Here is a 26,224-nt window from a genome sequence, read left to right as displayed (position 1 = left end):
TGTTTCAGCCCGATTTCACGGAGAGCAGGTTTGCGGGTCAGGCGTTCGTTAACGATTAAGCAGATGGCGACGGTGTCCGGCGTGGCGCTGGTCACGATCTGTATCTTTATCGTGATCCAGTTATTCCACTTTGTGCAGCAGCGCAGGGATGACTACGCCCAGCAACTGGAGAATATCGCTCATTCCGTGCGTCAGCCGTTGGCGGAAGCGGTGCTGCGCATGGACGTGCCGGAAGCCAAAAAGGTGCTGAATACGCTGTTGCCGGTCGGCATTTTGAGCCGGGCGGATATCGTCTTGCCGAACGAGTTTCAGGCGCTGCACGCCAATTTCCCGCCTGAGAGGCCGGTGCCGACGCTGATCGCCCGGCTGTTTGAACTGCCGATCCAAATTTCCGTACCGCTCTATTCGCTGGAGCGGGTGCCGGCCAACCAGCAGCCGCTGGCCTATCTGGTGCTGCAGGCCGACTCGTTCCGCATGTATCAGTTTATCCTCAGCATTTTGTCGACCATGCTGTCGACCTACCTGCTGCTGGCGCTGATTCTGTCGGTGGCCATCACCTGGTGCATGAACCGGCTGATGGTGCATCCGCTGCGCGCGATGGCCAAGGAGCTGGAAAACATCTCGCAGGACGAAGCGCCCTATCACCAGCTGATGCTGCCGGCGCTGCACCAGGACGACGAGCTCGGGCTGTTGGTGCGCAACTACAACCGCAATCAACAGACGCTGGCCAAGGCGCATGCCGACATGAGCCGCCTCAGCACCCGCCATCCGGTGACCGAACTGCCAAATCCGGCGTTGCTGAACGCGTTGCTGGAACAGCATATCGCTTCCAGCCTGCGCCCCGAGCGTTTTAACCTGCTGGTGATCGGCATCGAGACGCTGCATGAGGCCTCGGGCGTGATGAGCCCGGCGATGCGTGAAGCGTTGCTGTTGGCGCTGGCGAAGAAGCTGCGCGGTTGCATCGACGAAAACGGCGTGCTGGCGCAGCTGAGCAATACCGAATTCGCCATCCTGGCCAAGGGCACCGAGCGGCCGTTCCACGCCATGCAGCTGGCGCGGCGCATCATGGCGGAGATCAACGCGCCGTTGACGCTGGAGGGGCTGGCGCTGCGGCCCAACGCCAGCATCGGCATCGCGCACTACCTCAATCAGGGGGAAAGTGCGGAACAGCTGCTGCGCAGCGCCACCTCGGCGATGATGTCCGCGCATCGTGAAGGGAAAAATCAGATCCTGTTCTTCGAACCCAGCCTGACGGAACGCACGCAGAAGCGGCTGACGCAGGAGAGCGAGATCTTGCACGGCATCGAACAGCGGCATTTTACGCTGTTCCTGCAGCCGCAGATCGACATGCAGTCCAACGAGGTGATTGGCGCCGAAGCGCTGCTGCGTTGGCAGCAGTATGACGGCAGCTATACCCTGCCGGCCGACGTTATCCCGCTCGCGGAAGAGCTGGGCGTGATCGTGCCCCTCGGCAACTGGGTGCTGGAAGAGTCCTGCCGTATCCTGGCGGACTGGCAGCAACGCGGCATTGAGCTGCCGCTGGCGGTCAACGTTTCCGGTATTCAGATGCAGGATGAGGCGTTCGTTCCACATCTGAAAAACCTGCTGGCGCAGTATCGGATCGATCCGCGCAAGCTGTTGCTGGAGATCACCGAGACGGTACGCATCGACGATCTCGACCGTGCGCTGGCGCTGCTGCGTGAGCTGCACGATCTGGGATTGTCGATCGCGCTGGACGACTTCGGCATGGGCTACTCCAGCCTGGAGTACCTGAACCGCTTGAAATCCCTGCCGATTGACTTGATTAAAATCGACCGCAGTTTCATTCAGGGGCTGCCGGCCGACGATGCGATGGTGCGCATCGTCAGCTCGATCTCTGAAGTGCTGGCGTTGCCGGTGATGGCCGAAGGCGTGGAAAACGCCGAGCAGCGCGACTGGCTGCTGAAGCACGGCATTCGCAGCGGGCAAGGATTCCTGTTTGCCCGGCCGCTGCCGCGCGAAGCGTTCGAAGCCGAGTTTTGCCGCGCGGCGCCGTGAGCGTCGCGTTACCTTTCCGGTACTTTTCCCCGTCCGAAAATCGCCATTCTTTCCCTACCTCTTTTGCGTTAGTGCAAACAAAGGCTTACGCAATTTTCAGCTTTGCACCCAGACTGACGCGTTTCAGCTCTTAAATTCACATCAACCCCGTGGGGCGGGTGCAACAAATTATTTCCATGTTGTTAAGTGGGTGTTATTTTCCGCGCAAGCGATGAACAGGCTGGATTTTTAGACTGCTGCCTGGTGCGTGTCTTCCCCCCCATAGGACGTTCATATGAAAACAACAATCTTTAAGAGCCTCTATTTTCAGGTGCTGACGGCGATCACGCTGGGTATCCTGCTTGGCCATTTCTACCCTGACCTCGGCGCCGAGATGAAACCTCTGGGCGATGGCTTCGTCAAACTGATCAAGATGATTATCGCCCCGGTGATCTTCTGCACCGTGGTGACCGGCATCGCCGGCATGGAAAGCATGAAGGCGGTGGGCCGCACCGGCGCCATCGCGCTGCTGTATTTTGAAATCGTCAGCACCATCGCACTGATTATCGGCCTGGTGATCGTCAACCTGGTGCAACCGGGCGCCGGTATGAACGTCGATCCCGGCACGCTGGACGCCAAAGCGGTAGCGGTCTACGCCGAGCAGGCCCAGCAGCAGGGCATCATTCCGTTCCTGCTGGATATCATTCCCGGCAGCGTGATCGGCGCGTTCGCCAGCGGCAACATTCTGCAGGTGCTGCTGTTCGCGGTGCTGTTCGGCTTCGCCCTGCATCGTCTGGGTGAGAAAGGGCAGCTGATCTTCAACGTGATCGACAGCTTCTCGCGGGTGATTTTCGGCATCATCAACATGATCATGCGCCTGGCGCCGCTGGGGGCCTTCGGCGCCATGGCGTTTACCATCGGTAAATACGGCGTCGGCACCCTGGTGCAACTCGGCCAGCTGATCGTGTGCTTCTACATTACCTGTATCCTGTTCGTGGTGGTGGTGTTGGGCAGCATCGCCCGCGCCAACGGCTTCAGCATCTTCAAATTCGTCAACTACATCAAAGAAGAACTGTTGATCGTGCTGGGGACCTCGTCGTCCGAGTCCGCGCTACCGCGCATGCTGGATAAAATGGAGAAGCTGGGCTGCAAGAAATCGGTGGTGGGTCTGGTGATCCCGACCGGGTACTCCTTTAACCTGGACGGCACGTCTATCTACTTGACCATGGCCGCGGTGTTTATCGCGCAGGCGACCAATACCCACATGGACATCATGCATCAGGTTACTCTGCTGGTGGTGCTGCTGCTTTCCTCCAAAGGGGCGGCGGGCGTGACCGGCAGCGGCTTTATCGTGCTGGCCGCCACCATCTCCGCCGTCGGCCATCTGCCGTTGGCCGGCCTGGCGCTGATCCTCGGCATCGATCGCTTCATGTCGGAAGCCCGCGCGCTGACCAACCTGGTGGGCAACGGGGTGGCGACCGTGGTGGTGGCGAAGTGGTGCGACCAACTGGATGAGAAACAGCTGAAAGACACGCTGAACAACAAAAACGCCGGCGCGGACAAAACGCAGCCTTCCGCCTGAATTGGCGGCGAATCACCGGCCGCAGCCGCGGCCGGTGAGGGAAACCCCCTGCCTCGTAACGATTTCTTGCATTAAAAACCCCGCTATCTATTATTTTTCACTCTAATGAGTGACATCCGCAAAGGCGCGCGGTCTAACACGATGGTACACTTTCTGCTTTCCGCCCCACTGTGAAACTCAGGGCGTATTTTTATGATTCCATTGAATGGAATACACGCATTTGCATAAGAAATTGGATAGTCATTAAGTAGGGGTTCACATGCAGGGCACCAGAATTCATCTTATAGTTGGTGGGCTGCTATTGGCTGCCGCCAGTAGCAGCGTGCAGGCTGAAGCACTACAACCCGATCCTGCCTGGCAGCAGGGGTCGCTGGCCAACGGGTTTTCATGGCAGATTCTCGACACGCCGCAGCGGCCAAGCGACCGCGTGGAACTGCGGCTGATCGTCAATACCGGCTCCCTGGTGGAGTCTTCGCAGCAGACCGGCTTCGCCCATCTGCTGCCGCGGCTGGCGTTGGCGCGCAGCGAAAGCTTTACCGCGCCGCAGCTGCGCGCCCTGTGGCAACAGAGCGTGGATAACGAGCGGCCGTTGCCGCCGGCGATCATCTCGTATGATTTCACCATGTATAACCTCAGCCTGCCGAACAACCGGCCCGACCTGCTGAAAGAAGCGCTGGCCTGGCTGGCGGACACCACCGGCAAACTGGCGATCGACGAGCATACGGTGCATGCGGTGATGAATTCCAACATCAATCCGGTCGGCACTTTCCCGCCCAATACCAAAGATGCCTGGTGGCGTTACCGCCTGAAAGGCTCGACGCTGCTGGCGCACGATCCGGCGCAGCCGGCGAAACGGCCGGTCAATCTCGAGCAGCTGAAGAAATTCTATCAACAGTGGTATACCCCGGACGCCATGACGCTGTTCGTGGTCGGCAAGGTGGACAGCCGCAGCCTGGGCGAACAGATCAACAAGGCGTTCTCGCCGCTGCAGGGCAAACGTGAAACCCCGGCCCCGATGCCGACGCTGACGCCGCTGCCGCAGCAGCCGGTAAGCCTGATCAGCGAGCAGGTGAAGCAGGATACGCTGTCTATCATGTGGGATTCGCCGTGGCATCCGATTCGCGATTCGCAGAGCCTGCTCCGCTACTGGCGTGGCGATCTTGCCCGAGAGGCGCTGTTCTGGCATCTCCAGCAGACGTTGGAAAAAAGCGACCAGAAGAACCTGCATCTGGGCTTTGACTGCCGCGTGCAGTACCAGCGCGGGCAGTGCGCCATCCATCTGGATACGCCGAACAACAACCTGAACGGCAGCCTGGGCTTTATCGCCCGCGAGTTGGCCAACGTGCGTGACAACGGCCTGTCCAAAGAGGAATTCGATGCGTTGCTGGCGCAGAAAAACGATCAGCTGAGCAAGCTGTTCGCGACCTACGCCCGCACCGATACCGACGTGCTGATGAGCCAGCGCCTGCGTTCGCAGCAGAGCGGGGTGGTGGATATCGCGCCGGAGCTGTATCAGAAGCTGCGCCAGGAGTTCCTGTCCAGCCTGACGCTGGAGACGCTGAATCAGGCGCTGAAGCTGCAGCTTTCTCAGGAGGCGACGCTGGTGCTGATGCAGCCGAAGGGCGAGCCGGAAATGAGCATGAAGCAGCTGCAGGAAACCTATGACGGCATCATGATGCCGGCGCCGGCGGTGGTGACGGAAGAAGCCAAACCGGCCGACACCGCGGTGGCTGCGCCGGCGACGGACGCCGGCGCGCAGTAATGCGCAGCAGGGGGCTCAGGCCCCCTCAGTTGCGGTACAGCACCTTGATGATGTGGTAACCGAACTGGGTTTTGACCGGGCCGTAAGGTTTGAGCAGTGGGATGCTGAACACCGCTTTATCGAACGCCGGCACCATCGCGCCCTTGTTGAATTCGCCCAGCGAGCCGCCGTTGCGTTTTGACGGGCAGCTCGAGTATTTGCGCGCCAGCGTGTCGAAGCTGACGCCGCGCTTCAGCTTGGCCAGCAGCTCGTTGGCCAGCTTTTCATTGTCTACCAGAATGTGCAGGGCGCACGCCGTTTTTGCCATGGTAATGCCTTTGTCGATGCGAAAATTGCGCTGATTATACCCGCTAAATCTCATCGGCGCTTTCTGCTACAATTCCCTTCCACGTTTTACAGTCGAGCAAGCCAGCACCATGCGATTAAACCCCAGCCAACAACAAGCCGTCGAATTCGTTACCGGGCCCTGCCTGGTGTTGGCCGGTGCCGGTTCCGGCAAGACGCGCGTTATCACCAACAAGATAGCCCACCTGATCCACCACTGCGGCTATCAGGCGCGGCACATCGCCGCCGTGACCTTTACCAACAAGGCCGCACGCGAGATGAAAGAGCGCGTGTCGCAAACCCTGGGGCGTAAAGAGGCGCGCGGGCTGATGATTTCCACCTTCCATACCCTGGGGCTGGAGATCATCAAACGGGAATACGTGGCGTTGGGGATGAAGTCCAACTTCTCGCTGTTCGATGACCAGGATCAGCTGGCGCTATTGAAAGAGTTGACCGAAAAGTGGCTGGAAAGCGACAAAACGCTGGTGGCGCAGCTGATCTCGACCATCTCCAACTGGAAAAACGACCTGATCGATCCTCAGCGGGCGGCGGAGTTGGCGCGCTCGGAGCGCGACAAGCTGTTCGCCCACTGCTACGGCCTGTACCACGCCCATATGCGGGCGTGCAACGTGCTGGACTTCGACGACCTGATCCTGTTGCCGACGCTGTTGCTGCAACGCAACGAAGAGGTGCGCGAACGCTGGCAGCAGCGTATTCGCTATCTGCTGGTAGATGAGTACCAGGATACCAACACCAGTCAGTACGAGCTGGTTAAGCTGCTGGTGGGCAACCGCGCGCGCTTTACCGTGGTGGGTGACGACGACCAGTCGATCTACTCCTGGCGCGGCGCGCGGCCGCAGAACCTGGTGCTGCTGAAGGAAGATTTCCCGGCGCTGCAGGTGATCAAGCTGGAGCAAAACTACCGTTCCAGCGAGCGTATCCTGAAGGCGGCTAACATTCTGATCGCCAATAACCCGCACGTATTTGAAAAACGGCTGTTTTCCGAGCTGGGGTATGGTGAAGAGCTGAAAGTGGTGACCGCCAACAACGAGGATCACGAAGCCGAGCGGGTGGTGGGGGAGCTGATCGCCCACCACTTCGTGAAAAAGACCAACTACGGCGACTATGCGATCCTGTACCGCGGTAACCACCAGTCGCGGGTGTTTGAAAAGATGCTGATGCAGAACCGCATCCCGTACAAGATTTCCGGCGGCACGTCGTTTTTCTCGCGCCCCGAGATCAAGGATCTGCTGGCCTACCTGCGCGTGCTGACCAACCCGGAGGACGACAGCGCCTTCCTGCGCATCGTCAATACCCCCAAGCGCGAGATCGGCCCGGCGACGCTGCAGAAGCTCGGCGAATGGGCCAACCAGCGCAACAAGAGTTTATTCCACGCCAGTTTCGATCTGGGGCTGAGCCAGCACTTGACCGGGCGCGGGCTGGAGTCATTGCAGCGCTTTACCCATTGGCTCGGCGGTATCGCCCAGCAGGCGGAACGTGAGCCGGTGGCGGCGGTGCGCGATCTGATCCGCGGCGTGGACTATGAGAGCTGGCTGTTTGAAACCTCGACCAGCCCGAAGGCCGCCGAAATGCGGATGAAGAACGTCAACACGCTGTTCGGCTGGATGACCGAGATGCTGGAAGGCAACGATCTGGACGAGCCGATGACGCTGACCCAGGTGGTGACACGCTTCACCCTGCGCGACATGATGGAGCGCGGTGAAAGCGAAGAAGAGCTGGATCAGGTACAGCTGATGACGCTGCACGCTTCCAAAGGGCTGGAGTTCCCCTACGTATTCCTGGTGGGCATGGAAGAGGGCCTGCTGCCGCACCAGAGCAGCATCGATGAAGATAATGTCGATGAAGAGCGGCGTCTGGCCTATGTGGGGATCACCCGCGCGCAAAAAGAGCTGATCTTCACCCTGTGTCGCGAGCGCCGTCAGTACGGCGAACTGGTGCGGCCGGAGCCGAGTCGCTTCCTGCTGGAACTGCCGCAGGACGATTTGGCGTGGGAAACCGAGCGCAAAGTGGTGAGCCCGCAGGAGCGGATGCAGAAGGGGCAGAGCCATCTGGCCAATATCCGCGCCCAGCTGGCCAAGGCCAAAGGCGGGAATTAAAAAGACAGGGCGCGAATCGCGCCCTGATCATTTCAACGCTGTTCTTCCAACCGCAGCGTCCAGTGGACGTAGCTCTGCCAGTGGCTTTCCTGCTCCAGCGCCTCGGCGCGCAGCGGATGCTGTTCCAGCCAACCCGGCGGTAAGATCACCGTCAGTTCATCGTCCTGATTGGCGCGTAACCGCACCGCCGGCAGCGTGTCATCGCGGCGGCGGCTGGCGAAGATGATCGCCAGGCGCAAAATGCGGCACAGACGCTGCGCAGTGCGCGGCGGCAGGGCGTTTTGCTGGTTCAACAGCGACAGGTCGAGGGTGTTGCTCTGGTTTTGCAGCAGGGTGGCCAGCAGTTTTTTCTGCGCCGGGGTAAAGCCGGGTAAGTCCAGGTGGCGGATCAGGTAAGCGGCGTGTTGCGGCGCCTGCTTGAAATCGACGCTGAGGCCGAGTTCGTGGATCAGACTGGCGCTGTGCAACAGTTCGCGACATCGCGCATCCAGCTGCCACTCGTTGGCGACCTGCTGCGAGAAGTTGGCGGCGAGTTGGCTGACGCGTTCGGCCTGCTCGGTGTCGATCAGGTAGCGACGCTGCAGGTTGCGGATGGTGCGGATGCGAATATCCTGCTCCACCGGCAGATGCAGCATGCCGTAAACCAGGCCTTCACGCAGCGCCCCGCCGGCCAGCATCATGCTCTCGATGCCCAGCTCCTGGAAGATGGCCAACAGAATGGACAGGCCGCTCGGGAAGACCAGCGCGCGCTCCAACGTCAACCCTTCGATCTCCAGCTCTTCCAGCTTGCCGCACTGAATAGCGCGCTGTTTCAGCTGGCGCAGCTTGGGCAGGGTGATGCGTTCATCCATGCCTTGCGCCACCATGATTTCCTGCAGCGCCTGCACGGTGCCGGAAGCGCCGACGCAGATCTGCCAACCTTGCTGGCGCAGCTGCGGTGCGATCGGCAGCACCATTTCGCGCGCGGCCTGTTCGGCGCGTTCGAAGTTTTCTTGCCCGAGGTTGCGATCGCTGAAATAGCGCTCCAGCCAGGTAACGCAGCCCATCGACAGGCTATACAGCTGCGATGCCTGTGCGCCGGTGCCGGTGACCAGTTCGGTGCTGCCGCCGCCGATGTCGACGACCAGCCGCCGATCCGGCCCGCCGGTGGTGTGCGCGACGCCGTGATAAATCAGCCGCGCCTCTTCTTCGCCGCTGATCACCTGCACCGGGCAGCCGAGGATTTGCTCGGCGACCTGCAGAAACTCATCGGCGTTGGACGCCAGGCGCAGCGTGGCGGTGGCGACGACGCGGATCTGCTCGCGCGGAATGTCCTGCAGGCGTTCGGAGAACAGCCGCAGGCACTGCCAGCCGCGTTGCATGGCCTCATGCGACAGGTGATTGTTCTGATCCAGCCCGGCCGCCAGGCGCACCTTGCGCTTGATCCGCGCCAGAGTCTGAATGCTGCCGGCTACCTCGCGCACCACCAACATGTGGAAGCTGTTGGAGCCGAGATCGATGGCAGCATAAAGCGTGCTGGAACTGAGCATGGCGATCAGCTCGAACGTTTACGGTTGCTGCGCGGCGCACCGCCGCGACGAGGCGCGGAGTTGCGACGTGGGCCGTTGCCGCCGCGCGGACGCGACAGGCGCTTCGGCGCCGGCAAATCGGTCAGCAGCGCATCGCTGTTGTACTTGCTCACCGGAATGCTGTGGTCGATATAGGTCTCGATCGCCGGCAGGTTGAGCGCGTACTCTTCACACGCCAGGCTGATGGAGTGGCCGCTGGCGCCTGCGCGGCCGGTACGGCCGATGCGGTGCACGTAGTCTTCGCAGTCGTCAGGCAGATCGTAGTTGAAAACGTGCGTGACGGAAGGGATGTGCAGACCGCGCGCGGCGACGTCGGTGGCGACCAGGATATCGAGGTTGCCTTTGGTGAAGTCGTCGAGGATACGCAGGCGTTTTTTCTGCGCCACGTCACCGGTCAGCAGGCCAACGCGGTGACCGTCGGCGGCCAGATGGCCCCAGATGTCTTCGCAGCGGTGCTTGGTGTTGGCGAAGATGATGGCACGATCCGGCCACTCTTCTTCGATCAGCGTCTGCAGCAGACGCATTTTTTCTTCGTTGGACGGGTAGAACAGCTCTTCTTTAATGCGGTGGCCGGTTTTCTGTTCCGGTTCCACTTCAACATATTCGGCGTTGTTCATCTGCTCGAAGGCCAGCTCGCGTACGCGATAGGACAGGGTGGCGGAGAACAGCATGTTCAGGCGTTGATCGGCCGCAGGCATGCGGCGGAACAGCCAACGGATGTCTTTGATAAAGCCGAGATCGTACATGCGATCGGCTTCATCCAGCACGACGACCTGCATCGCGCCGAGATCGACATAGTTCTGTTTGGTGTAATCGATTAAACGGCCGGTGGTGCCAATCAGAATGTCCACGCCGCTTTCCAGCACTTTCAGCTGCTTGTCGTAGCCGTCGCCGCCGTAGGCCAGGCCCAGTTTCAGGCCGGTGCTCTGGGAGAGCGCTTCTGCATCGGAGTGAATTTGCACCGCCAGTTCACGCGTAGGCGCCATGATCAAGGCGCGCGGCTGATTGGTCTGGCGATCCTGTTTCGCCGGGTGAGTCAGCAAATAGTGAAAAGTAGACGCCAAAAACGCCAGCGTCTTTCCGGTACCGGTTTGCGCCTGACCTGCAACGTCACGCCCGGAGAGCGTGAGCGGCAATGCTAACGCCTGGATGGGCGTGCAATTGTGAAACCCTTTTTTCTCAAGGGCTTCAAGGACTAACGGGTGCAGGGCGAAGTCGGAAAACTTCTGTTCGGTCAAGTGTGTTTTGCTCATAGTGTGGTAGAATATCAGCTAACTATTGCTTTACGAAAGCACATCCGTTGAAATAAACGCGGTGCAATAAAATCACCTTGAGTTGGTTAATGCTACACCAACAAGGTAGACATAATCCTGTGGAGTAGAACATGAGCGATAAAATTATTCACCTGACTGACAGCAGCTTCGAAGCCGATGTGCTGAAAGCGGAAGGGCCGATCCTGGTCGATTTCTGGGCTGAATGGTGTGGGCCGTGCAAGATGATTGCTCCGATTCTGGATGAGATTGCCGAAGAGTTCGAAGGCAAACTGACCATCACCAAGCTGAATATCGATCAGAACCCGGCTACCGCGCCTAAGTACGGTATCCGTGGTATCCCTACGCTGTTGCTGTTCAAGAACGGTGAAGTGGCCGCGACCAAGGTTGGCGCGTTGTCCAAAGGTCAGCTCAAAGATTTCCTGAACGCGAATCTGTAATCGGGCGGGAAGCCCAGTATCAGGCGCCTGGCGGTGATGTTCAATTCACCGCTAGACGCCTGCCAAGAAGCGTGTTAAGTTTAACCACACTGCATATAGAACTTGCCCGAAGTTTTAAATCTAAAGAGTTTGAATCTAAAGCTATACTCTGTGTCGAACCACTGGCGTTGAAAGTAAACTGAACTCAGCCCGTGTTTTGGCAATCAAACGGTTTTGCAAAAATCATTTTTAAGGTACCTTCGATCTTCAACCGTCAATGCGTGCGCCCGATGTAAGCCATTTCTTACCGCGACGGCTCTGCGCCCGGTGATCGAACGTCCAGTAAACAGGCACGCATCTCGCTGCCATACCATTCACGATACAAGTTCGAGACATACCCCGAGTTTAAGAACCCACCACTATGAATCTTACCGAATTAAAGAATACGCCGGTTTCTGAGCTGATTACTCTCGGCGAAAATATGGGGCTGGAAAACCTTGCCCGCATGCGCAAGCAGGACATTATCTTCTCCATTCTGAAGCAACATGCGAAAAGCGGAGAAGATATCTTCGGCGACGGCGTGCTCGAGATATTGCAGGATGGATTCGGTTTCCTCCGCTCTGGAGACAGTTCCTACCTCGCCGGTCCCGACGACATCTACGTATCCCCTAGCCAAATCCGCCGCTTCAACCTCCGCACAGGTGACACCATTTCCGGTAAGATTCGTCCGCCAAAAGAAGGCGAGCGCTATTTTGCCCTGTTGAAAGTCAACGAAGTCAACTACGACAAGCCGGAAAACGCCCGCAGCAAGATCCTGTTCGAGAACTTGACGCCGCTGCACGCCAATTCCCGTCTGCGGATGGAGCGCGGCAACGGTTCGACCGAAGACCTGACGGCGCGCGTACTGGATCTGGCGGCGCCGATTGGCCGCGGCCAGCGTGGCCTGATCGTGGCACCGCCGAAAGCCGGTAAAACCATGCTGCTGCAGAACATTGCGCAGAGCATCGCCTACAACCACCCTGACTGCGTGTTGATGGTACTGTTGATCGACGAACGTCCGGAAGAAGTGACCGAGATGCAGCGTCTGGTGAAAGGCGAAGTGATCGCATCGACCTTCGACGAACCGGCTTCGCGTCACGTGCAAGTGGCCGAAATGGTGATCGAGAAGGCCAAGCGCCTGGTTGAACACAAGAAAGACGTGATCATTCTGCTCGACTCCATCACCCGTCTGGCGCGTGCCTACAACACCGTGGTACCGGCCTCAGGCAAGGTGCTGACCGGTGGTGTGGACGCCAACGCCCTGCATCGTCCGAAGCGCTTCTTCGGTGCGGCACGTAACGTGGAAGAGGGCGGCAGCCTGACCATCATCGCGACCGCGCTGGTTGATACCGGTTCGAAGATGGACGAAGTGATCTACGAAGAATTTAAAGGTACCGGCAACATGGAATTGCACCTGGCGCGTAAAATCGCCGAGAAACGCGTATTCCCTGCGATCGATTACAACCGCTCCGGTACCCGTAAAGAAGAGCTGCTCACCACTTCCGAAGAGCTGCAAAAAATGTGGATCCTGCGCAAAATCATCCATCCGATGGGGGAGATTGACGCGATGGAGTTCCTCATTAATAAGTTGGCGATGACTAAAACCAACGATGAATTCTTCGATATGATGAAACGCTCATAATTCGTTAAAAAATTCGCTGAACGCCACGCCTAGTCGTGGCGTTTTTCGCTTTTGGCGGATACGATAAGTAGCAGTAATGGAAAAGTAAGTTGTTTCTTTGACTTATTGAGAATTCTTCTTACTTTCGATATCTGGGTGTGCGGCATGCTACAACCGGAATTGGCTGCGGTGTTGGGATGAATGAGAATGAATTCCGGCATCATAAGAAATGACTGAAAGGCAACGGGATCCCATCGCATAACCTGTCGCCCATGTTAAGCTGCCTTATCTTCTTACGAGATCTGTTAATTGTGAACTTACTCACTATGAGTACTGAAATCCTATTTGTTTTCCTATTCTCATTAGCTTTCCTCTTTGTTGCCCGTAAGGTAGCAAAACGCATTGGGTTGGTTGATAAGCCTAACTATCGCAAGCGTCACCAAGGATTAATCCCATTGGTTGGTGGGATTGCGGTCTATGCCGGTCTGTGTTTCGCTTTCTTTATATCGGAACAAAAGATTGTACACAGTACACTTTACCTTATCTGCGCAGGCATTTTAGTGTTTATCGGTGCTTTGGATGACCGTTTTGATATCAGCGTTAAGATTCGGGCATTCGTTCAGGCGTTGGTCGGCATCGCCATGATGGTGTTCGCCGGCCTCTATCTGCGCAGCTTCGGCCATGTATTGGGCGATTGGGAGATGGTGTTAGGACCGTTCGGCTATCTGGTGACGCTGTTCGCGGTATGGGCGGCGATCAACGCCTTCAACATGGTCGACGGCATCGATGGCCTACTGGGTGGGCTGTCGTGCGTCTCCTTCGGCGCGTTGGGCCTGCTGCTGTACTTGAGTGGACATAATGATCTGGCGTTCTGGTGCTTTGCGATGATCGCCGCCATCGTTCCCTATATTTTGCTCAACCTCGGCATCCTCGGCCGCCGTTATAAAGTGTTCATGGGGGACGCCGGCAGCACCCTGATCGGCTTTACCGCCATTTGGCTGCTGCTGCAAAGCTCGCAGGGAAAGGCACACTCGATTAACCCGGTGACCGCGCTGTGGATCATCGCTATTCCGCTGATGGACATGATAGCAATCATGTATCGTCGTTTACGCAAGGGGATGAGCCCCTTCTCTCCCGACCGTCAACATATACACCACCTGATCATGCGCGCCGGCTTTACGCCGCGACAGGCTTTCGTGCTGATCACCCTGGCGGCCGCATTGCTGGCGGCGGTTGGCGTGATCGGCGAACGCCTGACTTTTATCCCAGAGTGGGTTATGTTGGCATTATTCTTGCTTGCTTTCTTCCTGTACGGTTATTGCATCAAGCGCGCCTGGCGGGTTGCGCGGTACATTAAGCGTATCAAGCGTCGCCTGCGGCGTTCGAACGATAACAAGCAAGTATCTTAACCAGAGGCTTTTTGGCTGTGATTAATCCAGAAACAACGTCTGACAAGCATACCCCGGCGGTGGATAACGAACTCGATATCCGCGGCCTGTGCTGCACCTTGTGGCGCGGCAAACCGTGGATTATCGGCATTGCGGTGCTGTTCGCGGCGGTCGCGCTGATCGTCTCTTATCTGGTTAAGCAAGAGTGGAGTGCGACCGCCATCACGGATAGACCTACGGTGAATGCGCTGGGCGGTTACTACTCGCAGCAGCAGTTCCTGCGTAATCTGGACGTGCGCACGCTGCCGGCGACGGCCGGCGATCAGCCGAGCATCGCGGACGAAGCGTACAATGAGTTCATCATGCAGCTGGCGGCCTACGATACGCGTCGCGATTTCTGGCTGCAGAGCGATTACTACAAGCAGCGTCAGGAAGGGGATGCCCGCGCCGATGCGGCGTTGCTCGACGAGCTGATCAACAACATCCTGTTCACGCCGCGCGACGACAAGAAAGTGCCGAATGACGGCGTGAAGCTCACGGCGGAAACCGCCGCGGACGCCAACCGCCTACTGCGCCAATACGTGGCCTTCGCCAGCCACCGCGCAGCCCTGCACCTGAACGAAGAGATCCAGGGGGCGTGGGCCGCCCGTACCACTTCAATGAAGGCGCAAGTCAAGCGTCAGGAAGCGGTAGCGGAGTCGGTTTACAAGCGTGAGCTGAACACCACACAGCAGGCGTTGAAAATCGCCGAGAGCCAGGGGATAAGCCGTACGCAAACCGACACTCCGGCCGAGCAACTGCCGGATTCGGATCTGTTCCTGCTGGGCCGGCCAATGCTGCAGGCGCGTCTGGAAGGTCTGCAGGCTTCCGGCCCGACCTATGACCTGGATTACGAGCAGAACCGCGCGATGCTGGCGACGCTGAACGTTGGTCCGACGTTGGATGAGAAGTTCCAGACCTATCGCTACTTGCGTACGCCGGAAGAGCCGGTAAAACGCGACAGCCCACGCCGGGTCTTCTGGCTGATTCTGTGGGGCGCGATGGGCGCTTTGGTTGGCGCGGGTGTTGCCTTGGCGCGTCGGCCGCGTAGTTAAAAATAATATAATAATCTGATGCAGGGCGCGTGAGCGCCCCATTCGCAGGCGGGGCCTGCGATTAACCGACCAAAAGAGATTCGCTGTGAAAGTGTTGACTGTTTTCGGCACCAGGCCGGAAGCCATTAAAATGGCGCCGCTGGTACATGCACTGGCCCAGGATGAGGCCTTTGACGCAAGAGTCTGCGTAACGGCACAGCATCGTGAGATGTTGGATCAGGTATTGCGGTTGTTTGAGATTACGCCGGATTACGACCTGAACATCATGAAACCCGGTCAGGGGCTGACGGAAATCACCTGCCGCATCCTGGAAGGGCTGAAAGGGGTGCTGGAAGACTTCAAACCGGACGTGGTGCTGGTGCACGGCGATACCACCACTACGCTGGCGACCAGCCTGGCGGCGTTCTATCAACGCATCCCCGTCGGGCATGTCGAAGCCGGGCTGCGCACCGGCAATCTGTATTCTCCCTGGCCGGAAGAGGCCAACCGAAAACTGACCGGCCATCTGGCGATGTACCATTTTGCACCAACCGAGAACTCGCGCCAAAATCTGTTGCGCGAGCTGCTGCCGGACAACCGTATTTTCGTGACGGGCAATACGGTGATCGACGCGTTGTTCTGGGTGCGCGACCGCGTGATGAGCGATGCCGTGCTGCAGGCTGGCCTGGCGCAGCGTTACCCGTTCCTCGACGCTGACAAGAAACTGATTCTGGTCACCGGCCATCGGCGCGAAAGTTTTGGCGGCGGCTTTGAGCGAATTTGCAGCGCGCTGGCGGAGATTGCCCGCAACCACCCGGAAGTGCAGGTCGTGTATCCGGTGCATCTCAATCCGAACGTCAGTGAGCCGGTGAATCGCATCTTGAAAGGCATCGACAACGTCATGCTGATCGAGCCGCAGGATTATCTACCGTTTATTTATCTCATGACCAAAGCGCACCTGATCCTGACCGATTCCGGCGGTATTCAGGAAGAGGCGCCATCGTTAGGCAAACCGGTGCTGGTGATGCGCGACACCACCGAACGCCCGGAAGCGATAGATGCGGGCACGGTACGCCTGGTCGGTACCGATGTAGCCAAAATTGTTGAAGCGGTGACCCGGCTGTTGACGGACGAAAGCGAATATCACGCGATGAGTCGGGCGCACAACCCATACGGTGACGGGCATGCCTGCCAGCGTATCCTCGAAGCTTTAAAGAACCATCAGGTGACACTATGAGTTTTGACACTATTTCGGTTATCGGCCTGGGTTATATCGGCTTGCCAACGGCGGCGGCGTTCGCTTCCCGCAAGAAAAAAGTGGTGGGTGTAGATGTTAACCAACATGCGGTAGATACCATTAACCGCGGTGCGATCCACATCGTCGAGCCGGATCTGGACAAAGTGGTCAAGGACGCCGTCGACGGTGGTTTCCTGCAGGCGGTGACCAAACCGCTGGCGGCCGATGCATTCCTGATCGCGGTGCCTACGCCGTTCAAGGGCGATCACGAGCCGGATCTGGCCTATGTCGAAGCGGCGGCGAAATCGCTGGCACCGGTGCTGAAAAAGGGCGATCTGGTGATCCTTGAGTCCACCTCGCCGGTGGGTGCCACCGAACAGATGGCGGAATGGCTGGCGCAGGCGCGCAGCGATCTCAGCTTCCCGCAACAATCGGGCGAAGCGGCGGACGTGAATATCGCCTACTGCCCGGAGCGCGTGCTGCCGGGGCAGGTCATGGTGGAACTGATTCAAAACGACCGCGTGATCGGTGGCATGACGCCGAAGTGCTCGGAACGTGCCAGCGCGCTGTACAAGATTTTCCTCGAGGGCGAATGCGTGATCACCAACTCGCGCACTGCCGAGATGTGCAAGCTGACGGAAAACAGCTTCCGCGACGTGAATATCGCCTTTGCCAACGAATTGTCGTTGATCTGCGCCGAACAGGGGATCAACGTCTGGGAACTGATCCGCCTGGCGAACCGCCATCCGCGGGTGAATATTCTGCAGCCGGGGCCGGGCGTCGGCGGTCACTGCATCGCTGTCGATCCGTGGTTTATCGTGGCGCAGAACCCGCAGCAGGCGCGCCTGATCCACACCGCTCGCCTGGTGAACGACGGTAAACCGCTGTGGGTGGTCGACCGGGTGAAAGCGGCGGTGGCCGATTGCCTGGCCGCCACCGACAAGCGCGCGTCCGAGGTCAAAATTGCCTGCTTCGGCCTGGCCTTCAAGCCGAATATCGACGATCTGCGTGAAAGCCCGGCGGTAGAGGTCGCGCATCTGATTGCCGAATGGCACGTCGGCGAAACGCTGGCGGTGGAACCGAACGTTGAACAGCTGCCGAAGTCGCTGGCGGGTCACGTGACGTTGACGCCAATCGCTGAGGCGTTGCAGCAGGCCGATGTGATCGTGATGTTGGTCGATCACCAGCAGTTCAAGGCTATCAGACCGGAAGAAATCAAACAAAACTGGGTGGTCGATACCAAGGGGGTCTGGCGTTGAAATGTATTTTAGTTACCGGTGGTGCCGGTTTCATTGGCTCCGCAGTCGTGCGGCACATCATCGAGGCCACCGGCGATAGCGTGGTGGTGGTGGATAAGCTGACCTATGCCGGTAACCTCGAGTCTTTGGCGGTGGTGGCTGAGAGCGATCGCTATGCTTTCGAGCAGGTCGACATCTGCGATCGCGCCGAGCTGGATCGGGTATTTGCCCACTATCAGCCGGACGTAGTGATGCACCTGGCGGCGGAAAGCCACGTCGATCGCTCTATCGACGGCCCGGCGGCGTTTATCGAGACCAACGTGGTTGGCACTTACACTATGCTGGAAGCGGCGCGCCACTACTGGCAGCCGCTGGCGGCGGAGAAGAAACTGGCCTTCCGCTTCCATCATATCTCCACCGACGAAGTGTACGGCGACCTGCACGGCACCGACGATCTGTTCACCGAAACCACACCGTATGCGCCGAGCAGCCCCTATTCCGCCTCCAAGGCGTCGAGCGATCATCTGGTGCGCGCCTGGCTGCGCACCTACGGTTTGCCAACCCTCGTGACCAACTGCTCGAACAACTACGGCCCTTATCACTTCCCGGAGAAGCTGATCCCGCTGGTGATCCTGAATGCGGTGGCCGGCAAACCGCTGCCGGTATACGGCAACGGCGCGCAGGTGCGTGACTGGCTGTATGTCGAGGATCACGCGCGCGCGCTGTATCAGGTCGTGACCGAAGGCGTGGTGGGCGAAACTTACAATATCGGTGGTCATAACGAGCGCAAGAATATCGAAGTGGTGCAGACCATTTGCGATCTGCTGGAAGAGCTGGCACCGAACAAGCCGCAGGGCGTGGCGAACTACCGCGATCTGATCACTTATGTGAAGGATCGCCCGGGCCACGATATGCGTTACGCTATCGACGCCGGCAAAATCGATCGTGAGTTGGGCTGGCGGCCGCAGGAAACCTTCGAAAGCGGACTTCGCAAAACCGTGGTTTGGTACCTGAACAACGAAACCTGGTGGCGCCGGGTGCAAGACGGCTCTTATGCCGGTGAGCGTTTGGGGCTGTCAGATTAATTTAACGCCGTGCCGCTTTGCAACGGTACGGCGGGCTTTGGAGTCTGTATGAAAGGCATTATTCTGGCCGGCGGTTCCGGTACGCGTCTGCATCCGATTACTCGTGGCGTGTCCAAGCAACTGCTGCCGATCTATGACAAGCCGATGATCTATTACCCGTTGTCGGTACTGATGCTGGCGGGAATCAAAGACATTCTGATTATCTCCACGCCGGAAGATCTGCCTTCATTCAAGAGGCTTTTGGGCAGCGGCGAAGCATTCGGCATTAATCTCAGCTATGCCGAACAGCCAAGTCCCGATGGCCTGGCTCAGGCATTTTTGATCGGCGAAGAATTTTTGGCCGGTGAGCCGAGCTGTCTGGTATTGGGTGACAATATTTACTTTGGTCAGGGGTTCAGTCCCAAGCTGAAAAGCGTTGCAGCGCGCACCACCGGCGCGACCGTGTTTGGCTATCAGGTGATGGATCCCGAGCGCTTTGGCGTGGTGGAGTTTGACGACCACTTCCGCGCGCTGTCGATCGAAGAAAAGCCAGTTAAACCGAAGTCTAACTGGGCAGTGACCGGCCTGTACTTCTACGATAGCCAGGTGGTGGAGTTTGCCAAACAGGTGAAGCCTTCTGAGCGCGGCGAGCTGGAAATCACCAGCATCAACCAGATGTATCTGGAGCGCGGAGAGTTGGCTGTCGAGCTGCTGGGGCGTGGTTTCGCCTGGTTGGATACCGGCACGCACGACAGCTTACTGGAAGCCAGCAGCTTCGTACAGACGGTCGAGAAACGTCAAGGCTTTAAAATCGCCTGTCTTGAGGAGATCGCCTGGCGCAATGGCTGGCTGGACGATGAGGGCGTGAAACGTGCGGCTCAGACACTGGCCAAAACCGGTTACGGCAAATATTTACTGGATTTATTGCATGCGCGTCCACGCCAGTATTGAACCGCTGCAGTGGGAGAGCGACTTCTTCCACTTGGAAAGCGCCAAGTTACATTTCGATAACTCGGCGGCGTCTGTAGCTGAAGCTGATTTGAACGCTTATGCATTGGTGCAAGCCAAAATCCCCGCTTGCCGCCTGGAGTGGGCCGATGCGCTGTCGGCGCTGGGATTCCGGCTGGTCGAAGGGGAAGTGGACCTGGCAGTGAACGTTGCGCCGGAAAGCACGACGGCCGATGTCGCTTCGGCGGCTGCGGTGCGTCTGGCCGTTCCCGAGGATATCCCGTCATTGCGCGCTGCCGCCGGTGAGGTGTTCGCCGCCAGCCGGTTTCGTGCACCGTGGTACGATCGCGCCGATAGTGGGCGATTCTATGCGGCCTGGATCGAAAAAGCGGTGCTGGGTACCTTTGATCATCAATGCTTGTTGGTATTGAACAACCAGGGGCAACCCGAAGGCTTTGTCAGCCTGCGTGACATTGGCGGCCAGGAAATGCGTATCGGTCTGCTGGCGGCTTTTCCCGGCGTATCCGGCCGGGGCATTGGCACTCGGCTGATGACGGTGGCGATCGCCGAATGTCGGCGTCAAGGTATGCAGCGCCTGCGGGTCGCGACGCAGGTAGGCAATATCGCCGCATTACGACTCTATCAACGACAGGGTGCCGTGATTGAAAGCACCGCGTACTGGTTATACAGAGGTAGACATGATTCCATTTAACGCACCACCGGTTGTTGGCACTGAACTGGAATATATGCAGGCTGCTATGGGCAGCGGCAAGCTATGCGGCGACGGCGGCTTTACCCGCCGCTGCCAGCAGTGGATGGAACAGCGTTTCGGCAGTGCGAAGGTGTTGCTGACGCCTTCCTGCACCGCGTCGTTGGAAATGGCCGCCATCCTGCTGGATATACAGCCGGGTGACGAAGTGATCATGCCGAGTTTTACCTTCGTTTCCACCGCCAACGCCTTTGTGCTGCGCGGCGCCAAAGTGGTGTTCGTCGACCTGCGTCCGGATACCATGAACATCGACGAAACCAAAATCGAAGCGGCGATCACCGATAAAACCCGCGCGATTGTGCCGGTGCACTATGCCGGCGTTGCCTGCGAGATGGATACCATTATGGCGCTGGCGAAGAAATATAACCTGTTCGTGGTGGAAGACGCCGCGCAGGGCGTGATGTCGACCTACAAAGGCAAGGCATTGGGCACCATCGGCCATATCGGCTGCTTCAGCTTCCATGAAACCAAAAACTACACCGCCGGCGGCGAAGGCGGCGCGACGCTGGTGAACGATCCGGCTCTGATCGATCGGGCGGAAGTCATCCGCGAGAAGGGCACCAACCGCAGCCAGTTCTTCCGTGGTCAGGTGGACAAATATACCTGGCGCGACATCGGTTCCAGCTATCTGATGTCTGACCTGCAGGCCGCTTACCTGTGGGGCCAGCTGGAAGTGGCGGAACGCATCAACCAGCGCCGTTTGGCACTGTGGCAGAAGTACTATGACAGCTTCCTGCCGTTGGCGAAGGCCGGCCGCATCGAGTTGCCGGTAATCCCGGCCGACTGCGTGCATAACGCGCACATGTTCTATATCAAGCTGCGGGATATCGACGATCGCACGGCCTTTATCGACTACCTGAAGGAAGCCGAGATCATGGCGGTGTTCCACTATATCCCGCTGCATGACTGCCCGGCCGGCGAACGTTTTGGTCGCTTTGCCGGCGAAGACCGTTATACCTCGCAGGAAAGCGCGCGCCTGGTGCGCTTACCGCTGTTCTACAATATGTCCGATGTCAATCAGCGTACGGTAATCAATACCATCCTGAGCTTCTTTGCCTGATATGTCGCTGGCAAAAGCATCGATATGGACCGCCGGCTCCACGCTGATCAAAATCGGCGTGGGGTTGTTGGTGGTGAAGCTGCTGGCGGTGGCGTTTGGCCCCAGCGGGGTGGGGCAGGCGGGTAACTTCCGCCAGTTGATTACCGTGCTGGGCGTGCTGTCCGGCGCGGGCATTTTTAACGGCATCACCAAATACGTGGCGGAGTACCACCAGGATCCGCAGCGTCTGCGTCTGGCGGTAGGCACCGCATCGAGCATCGTGCTGGGTTTTTCGACCTTGCTGGCGCTGGTGTTTCTGTTCGCCGCCGAACCGATCAGCATCGGGCTGTTCGGGCATGCCGATTACGTCGATGTGGTGCGCGCCGTCGCCTTCATTCAGATGGGCATCGCCTACGCCAACCTGTTCATGGCGGTGCTGAAAGGCTACCGCGACGCGATGGGCAATGCGCTGGCGGTGATCGGCGGCAGCCTGATTGGCGTGGTGGCTTATTACCTGTGCTTCACGCTGGGTGGCTATGAAGGCGCGTTGGCGGGGCTGGCGCTGGTGCCGGCGTTGGTGGTGTTGCCTGCCGGGCTGATGCTGTGGCGGCGCAAAACGTTGCCGCTGCGCTATCTGGCGCCGCGTTGGGACAAACTCGTGGCCGGCAATCTCGGCAAATTCACCCTCATGGCGTTGATCACGTCGGTGACGCTGCCGGTGGCCTACGTGATGATGCGTAACCTGTTGGCCGCCCATTACGGCTGGGATGAGGTGGGGATTTGGCAGGGCGTCAGCAGCATTTCCGATGCCTATCTGCAGTTTATCACCGCTTCGTTTACCGTCTATTTGCTGCCGACGCTGTCGCGGCTGACGGACAAGGGCGCCATCTCACGGGAGATCGTGCGTTCGCTGAAATTCGTGCTGCCGGCGGTAGCGGCGGCGAGCTTTATGGTTTGGGTGCTGCGCGATTTCGCTATTTGGCTGCTGTTCTCGGACAAGTTTGTCGCCATGCGCGATCTGTTTGCCTGGCAGCTGGTGGGCGACGTGCTGAAAGTCGGGGCCTATGTGTTCGGCTATCTGGTGATCGCCAAAGCGTCGCTGCGCTTCTATATCCTGACGGAAGTCAGCCAGTTTCTGCTGCTGACGGTGTTCTCGCACTGGCTGATCCCGCTGCACGGCGCGTTGGGGGCGGCTCAGGCCTATATGGCAACCTACATCGTGTATTTCGCGCTCTGTAGCTGCGTGTTCCTTATTTATCGTAGACGAGTATGACCATACTGATTCACGTTCTGGGATCCGATATCCCGCATCATAACCAGACGGTGCTGCGCTTCTTCAACGACGTGCTGGCGCCGCGTTTGCCGGCTGAGCAGACGCGGCATTTTATGGTGGCGGCCAAGGATGTGGCGGCACTGGGTGATTTCCCCGCCCTGAACATTGAGCCCTACGCAGACAAGAAAAGCCTGGCGGAGGCGGTCATCGCCCGTGCCCAGGCCGATCGCGATGCGCGTTTCTTCCTGCACGGCCAGTTCAATCCGGGGCTGTGGTTGGCGCTGCTGAGCGGCAAGATCAAGGCGCGTCAGGTCAGTTGGCATATTTGGGGTGCCGATCTGTATGAAGACGCCACCAGCTGGAAATTCCGGCTGTTCTATCTGCTGCGCCGCATTGCGCAGGGGCGTGTAGGGAACGTGTTTGCCACTCGCGGCGACGTGATTCACTACCAGCAACGCCATGCGCGGGTGCCGGCCTCGCTGCTGTACTTCCCGACCCGCATGGATCCGGCGCTGACCGACGTTCACGTCGAGAAAAACCTGGCCGGGCCGATGACGATTCTGGTGGGCAACTCCGGCGATCGCAGCAATCGGCATATCGAAGCGCTGCAGGCGATCCATCAGCAGTTCGGCGCCGACGTGCGCGTGATCCTGCCGATGGGTTATCCGGCCAACAACGATGCCTACATCGAGCAGGTGCGCGCCGCCGGGTTGCCGCTGTTCGGCGAGAAAAACCTGCAGCTGCTCACGCAGCAGGTGGCGTTTGAGGACTACCTCAATATTTTACGCGCCTGCGATCTGGGCTATTTCATTTTCAATCGCCAGCAGGGGATTGGCACCCTGTGCCTGCTGATTCAGTTCGGCGTGCCTTTCGTGCTCAGCCGGCAAAACCCGTTCTGGCAGGATTTGGCGGAACAGCATCTGCCGGTGCTGTTCTACGGCGATTCGCTGGACGAGGCGGTGGTGCGCGAAGCGCAGCGTCAGCTGGCGGCGGTGGATAAACAGACGATCGCCTTCTTCAATCCGAACTATGTCGACGGCTGGCAGCAAGCCCTGGCGTTGGCGGCGGGAGATCACTCATGACGTTGGCGCAATTCGGCGGCCTGTTTGTCGTCTATCTGGTCAGCCTGACGTTTATTCTGACGCTAACCTACCAGGAGTTTCGGCGCGTGCGCTTTAACTTCAACGTCTTCTTTTCGCTGCTGTATTTGCTGACGTTCTATTTCGGTTTTCCTTTGACCTGCCTGCTGGTGTTCCAGTTTGACGTCGAGGTGGTGCCGGTGGAGTTTCTGCTGTACGCCCTGCTGTCGGCGACGGCGTTTTACGCCATCTATTACGTCACCTACAAGACCCGGCTGCGCAAGCGCCGCACAGAGCCGCGTGCGGCGCTGTTTACCATGAACCGGGTAGAGACTCATATGACCTGGGTGCTGCTGGCATTGGTGGCGATCGGTACCGTTGGGATCTTCTTCATGCAGAACGGCTTCCTGCTGTTCAAGCTCAATTCCTACAGCCAGATTTTCTCCAGCGACGTGTCCGGCGTGGCGCTCAAGCGGTTCTTCTACTTCTTCATTCCGGCGATGCTGGTGGTCTATTTCCTGCGGCAGGATCTGCGCGCCTGGTTCTTGTTCCTGGTGGCGACGGTGGCGTTCGGTATTCTGACCTACGTGATCGTCGGCGGCACCCGCGCCAACATCATCATCGCCTTCGCGCTGTTCCTGTTTATCGGCATCGTGCGCGGCTGGATCACGCTGTGGATGCTGGCGGCGGCGGGCATATTCGGCGTGGTCGGCATGTTCTGGCTGGCGTTGAAGCGCTACAGCCTGGATGTCAGCGGCGCGGAAGCGTTCTATACCTTCCTCTACCTGACCCGCGATACCTTCTCGCCGTGGGAAAACCTGGCGCTGCTGCTGCAAAATTACGACAAGATCGATTTCCAGGGCCTGGCGCCGATCGTGCGTGATTTCTACGTCTTTATTCCAACCTGGCTATGGCCGGGCCGGCCGGACGTGGTGCTGAACTCGGCCAACTATTTCACCTGGGAAGTGCTGAACAACCACTCCGGGCTGGCGATTTCGCCGACGCTGATCGGTTCGCTGGTGGTGATGGGCGGTGCGCTGTTTATTCCGCTCGGCGCGATTCTGGTGGGCATGATCATCAAGTGGTTCGACTGGCTGTATGAGTTGGGCAAAACCGAACCGAACCGCTATAAGGCGGCCATTCTGCAAGGCTTCTGCTTCGGTGCGGTGTTCAACATCATCGTGCTGGCGCGCGAAGGGGTGGACTCTTTCGTGTCGCGCGTGGTGTTCTTCTGCATTATTTTCGGCGCCTGTCTGGTGCTGGCGAAGTTGCTGTATTGGTTGTTCGATACCGCCGGGCTGATCAAGGCCAGAGTGACGCGCGCCCGCGCGCTGGCGTCTCCGCCTCGGGCCAACGGTCTTTTGTAAGGGTAATGAGAACGATGGAAGCAAAGATTTCGGTGCCGCAGTATGAGCTGCGCGGTTTCAGCCTGTGGGGCTTTCGCGATATGGCGCACTGCATGGACTTTTTGTTCGACGGCGGCCGGGTAAAACAGGGCACGCTGGTGGCCATGAACGCGGAAAAGATCCTGAAGGCGGAAGAGGACCCGGCGCTGCATGCGTTGCTGGATGAGGCGGAGTACAAGTACGCCGACGGCATCAGCATGGTGCGTTCGATTCGCCGCAAATACCCGGCGGCGGACGTTTCGCGCGTGGCGGGGGCCGATCTGTGGGAAGCCTTGATGCAGCGCGCCGGCCGTGAAGGCACGCCGGTCTTCCTGGTCGGCGGCAAGCCCGGGGTCTTGGCGGAAACCGAGCAAAAGCTGCGCAGCCAGTGGAATGTCAACCTGGTGGGCAGCCAGGACGGCTATTTCAAACCGGATCAGCGAGAGGCGCTGCTCGAGCGTATTCGTGCCAGCGGCGCCGCTATCGTGACGGTGGCGATGGGATCGCCGAAGCAGGAGATTCTGATGCGCGACTGTCGCAAGGTGCATCCGCAGGCGCTGTACATGGGCGTGGGCGGCACCTACGACGTCTTTACCGGCCATGTGAAGCGTGCGCCCAAGGTGTGGCAGAACCTCGGTCTGGAATGGCTCTACCGCCTGCTCAGCCAGCCCAGCCGCATCGGCCGGCAGTTGAAGCTGCTGAAGTTTGTCGGCTACTACTACAGCGGCAAGATGTAACCCCCTCATCCGGGGCGGAAAGGGTTGTTCCGCTCCGGTCTGCTGTACCAATAATCTGCTTTTGCACGTTTCTGCCGCATATCTATAACCCCCGGCCCTAAACGCCGCTGCATTTATTCCATAAAGTTTTAAATTGCGGTTTGCTTATAGCGGCGAAATGCGAAACGATACCGCCCGGAAATTATCCCTGGCCGCTGAAGCCTGATGCGACAGCGCTGAACGATGTCCCTCTCACGGTAACTTCGCTCCGACCACCCGTTGATGCCAACCCGACC

21 protein-coding genes are annotated in these 26,224 nt (G+C 58.7%); 18 read left to right on the top strand and 3 right to left on the bottom strand.

The annotated features are described in order from the left end of the window. Positions 1-30 precede the first annotated feature (30 nt). The 3 genes from hmsP to HMPREF3138_RS15445 all read left to right on the top strand — a co-directional run bounded on the left by hmsP (position 31) and on the right by HMPREF3138_RS15445 (position 5,360). Positions 31-2,037, top strand: a complete 2,007-nt coding sequence (gene hmsP / locus HMPREF3138_RS15455; protein WP_038874045.1) for a biofilm formation regulator HmsP — start codon at positions 31-33, stop codon at positions 2,035-2,037. A gap of 274 nt (positions 2,038-2,311) precedes the next feature. Beyond that, a complete protein-coding gene (locus tag HMPREF3138_RS15450; RefSeq protein ID WP_038874048.1) occupies positions 2,312-3,598 on the top strand; it encodes a dicarboxylate/amino acid:cation symporter in 1,287 nt (428 codons plus the stop codon). A 259-nt stretch (positions 3,599-3,857) separates the two neighbouring features. Next, complete coding sequence (locus tag HMPREF3138_RS15445; protein ID WP_038874051.1) at positions 3,858-5,360, top strand: M16 family metallopeptidase; 1,503 nt, start codon at positions 3,858-3,860, stop codon at positions 5,358-5,360. Between the two features lie 25 nt (positions 5,361-5,385). Here HMPREF3138_RS15445 and ppiC read toward each other — a convergent pair whose 3' ends face one another. Further along, positions 5,386-5,667: a peptidylprolyl isomerase PpiC gene (gene ppiC, locus HMPREF3138_RS15440; protein ID WP_004934175.1), complete on the bottom strand. Its 282-nt coding sequence runs from the start codon at positions 5,665-5,667 to the stop codon at positions 5,386-5,388. 109 nt (positions 5,668-5,776) lie between these two features. Between ppiC and rep the strand changes: the two genes are divergently transcribed. Beyond that, positions 5,777-7,801 carry a DNA helicase Rep gene (rep, locus tag HMPREF3138_RS15435; protein ID WP_004934177.1) on the top strand — a complete coding sequence of 675 codons (2,025 nt, stop codon included), beginning with the start codon at positions 5,777-5,779 and terminating at the stop codon, positions 7,799-7,801. Positions 7,802-7,833: 32 nt separating this feature from the next. Here the strand turns inward: rep and ppx are convergent, their stop codons facing one another. After that, the gene (ppx, locus tag HMPREF3138_RS15430; RefSeq protein ID WP_038874053.1) at positions 7,834-9,330 is read right to left on the bottom strand and encodes an exopolyphosphatase; all 1,497 of its coding nucleotides are present in this window, start codon (positions 9,328-9,330) and stop codon (positions 7,834-7,836) included. Positions 9,331-9,335: 5 nt separating this feature from the next. Then, positions 9,336-10,622 carry an ATP-dependent RNA helicase RhlB gene (gene rhlB, locus HMPREF3138_RS15425; protein ID WP_038874055.1) on the bottom strand — a complete coding sequence of 429 codons (1,287 nt, stop codon included), beginning with the start codon at positions 10,620-10,622 and terminating at the stop codon, positions 9,336-9,338. A 131-nt stretch (positions 10,623-10,753) separates the two neighbouring features. Here rhlB and trxA point away from each other — a divergent pair, with 131 nt between their 5' ends. The 14 genes from trxA (at position 10,754) to wecG (ending at position 25,949) form a co-directional block, all read left to right on the top strand. Then, positions 10,754-11,080 (top strand): thioredoxin TrxA, encoded by a 327-nt coding sequence (gene trxA, locus HMPREF3138_RS15420; protein WP_004934187.1) that lies wholly within the window; start codon positions 10,754-10,756, stop codon positions 11,078-11,080. 400 nt (positions 11,081-11,480) lie between these two features. Beyond that, the gene (rho, locus tag HMPREF3138_RS15415) at positions 11,481-12,740 is read left to right on the top strand and encodes a transcription termination factor Rho (protein WP_004934188.1); all 1,260 of its coding nucleotides are present in this window, start codon (positions 11,481-11,483) and stop codon (positions 12,738-12,740) included. A gap of 290 nt (positions 12,741-13,030) precedes the next feature. Further along, positions 13,031-14,128 (top strand): UDP-N-acetylglucosamine--undecaprenyl-phosphate N-acetylglucosaminephosphotransferase, encoded by a 1,098-nt coding sequence (gene wecA, locus HMPREF3138_RS15410; RefSeq protein WP_094966291.1) that lies wholly within the window; start codon positions 13,031-13,033, stop codon positions 14,126-14,128. 17 nt (positions 14,129-14,145) lie between these two features. Then, positions 14,146-15,201 (top strand): ECA polysaccharide chain length modulation protein, encoded by a 1,056-nt coding sequence (wzzE, locus tag HMPREF3138_RS15405; RefSeq protein ID WP_038874057.1) that lies wholly within the window; start codon positions 14,146-14,148, stop codon positions 15,199-15,201. A gap of 85 nt (positions 15,202-15,286) precedes the next feature. Beyond that, entirely contained in the window at positions 15,287-16,417 is a 1,131-nt protein-coding gene (gene wecB, locus HMPREF3138_RS15400; RefSeq protein ID WP_038874060.1) for a non-hydrolyzing UDP-N-acetylglucosamine 2-epimerase, read from the top strand. Then, a complete protein-coding gene (gene wecC / locus HMPREF3138_RS15395; protein ID WP_038874063.1) occupies positions 16,414-17,676 on the top strand; it encodes a UDP-N-acetyl-D-mannosamine dehydrogenase in 1,263 nt (420 codons plus the stop codon). The genes wecB and wecC overlap by 4 nt, the downstream gene beginning before the upstream one ends. Next, on the top strand, positions 17,673-18,740 hold the full coding sequence (gene rffG, locus HMPREF3138_RS15390; protein WP_038874065.1) for a dTDP-glucose 4,6-dehydratase: 1,068 nt from the start codon (positions 17,673-17,675) through the stop codon (positions 18,738-18,740). Before wecC ends, rffG begins: the two co-directional genes overlap by 4 nt. 48 nt (positions 18,741-18,788) lie before the next feature. Beyond that, positions 18,789-19,670, top strand: a complete 882-nt coding sequence (gene rfbA, locus HMPREF3138_RS15385; protein ID WP_016929505.1) for a glucose-1-phosphate thymidylyltransferase RfbA — start codon at positions 18,789-18,791, stop codon at positions 19,668-19,670. Continuing rightward, a complete protein-coding gene (gene rffC / locus HMPREF3138_RS15380) occupies positions 19,648-20,379 on the top strand; it encodes a dTDP-4-amino-4,6-dideoxy-D-galactose acyltransferase (RefSeq protein WP_038874068.1) in 732 nt (243 codons plus the stop codon). The genes rfbA and rffC overlap by 23 nt, the downstream gene beginning before the upstream one ends. Then, entirely contained in the window at positions 20,366-21,496 is a 1,131-nt protein-coding gene (gene rffA / locus HMPREF3138_RS15375) for a dTDP-4-amino-4,6-dideoxygalactose transaminase (protein WP_038874070.1), read from the top strand. The genes rffC and rffA overlap by 14 nt, the downstream gene beginning before the upstream one ends. A 1-nt stretch (position 21,497) precedes the next feature. Beyond that, the gene (gene wzxE, locus HMPREF3138_RS15370; protein ID WP_038874071.1) at positions 21,498-22,748 is read left to right on the top strand and encodes a lipid III flippase WzxE; all 1,251 of its coding nucleotides are present in this window, start codon (positions 21,498-21,500) and stop codon (positions 22,746-22,748) included. Beyond that, complete coding sequence (locus HMPREF3138_RS15365; RefSeq protein WP_038874073.1) at positions 22,745-23,830, top strand: TDP-N-acetylfucosamine:lipid II N-acetylfucosaminyltransferase; 1,086 nt, start codon at positions 22,745-22,747, stop codon at positions 23,828-23,830. The genes wzxE and HMPREF3138_RS15365 overlap by 4 nt, the downstream gene beginning before the upstream one ends. After that, positions 23,827-25,194: an ECA oligosaccharide polymerase gene (gene wzyE, locus HMPREF3138_RS15360; protein ID WP_038874075.1), complete on the top strand. Its 1,368-nt coding sequence runs from the start codon at positions 23,827-23,829 to the stop codon at positions 25,192-25,194. The genes HMPREF3138_RS15365 and wzyE overlap by 4 nt, the downstream gene beginning before the upstream one ends. A 14-nt stretch (positions 25,195-25,208) precedes the next feature. Continuing rightward, the gene (wecG, locus tag HMPREF3138_RS15355) at positions 25,209-25,949 is read left to right on the top strand and encodes a lipopolysaccharide N-acetylmannosaminouronosyltransferase (RefSeq protein ID WP_038874077.1); all 741 of its coding nucleotides are present in this window, start codon (positions 25,209-25,211) and stop codon (positions 25,947-25,949) included. Positions 25,950-26,224: the final 275 nt, after the last annotated feature.

The sequence above is a fragment of the Serratia sp. HMSC15F11 genome, from assembly GCF_001808215.1.
In the GTDB taxonomy this organism is placed as follows: Bacteria; Pseudomonadota; Gammaproteobacteria; order Enterobacterales; family Enterobacteriaceae; genus Serratia; species Serratia nevei.
This window is presented reverse-complemented; position numbering and strand designations above follow the sequence as displayed.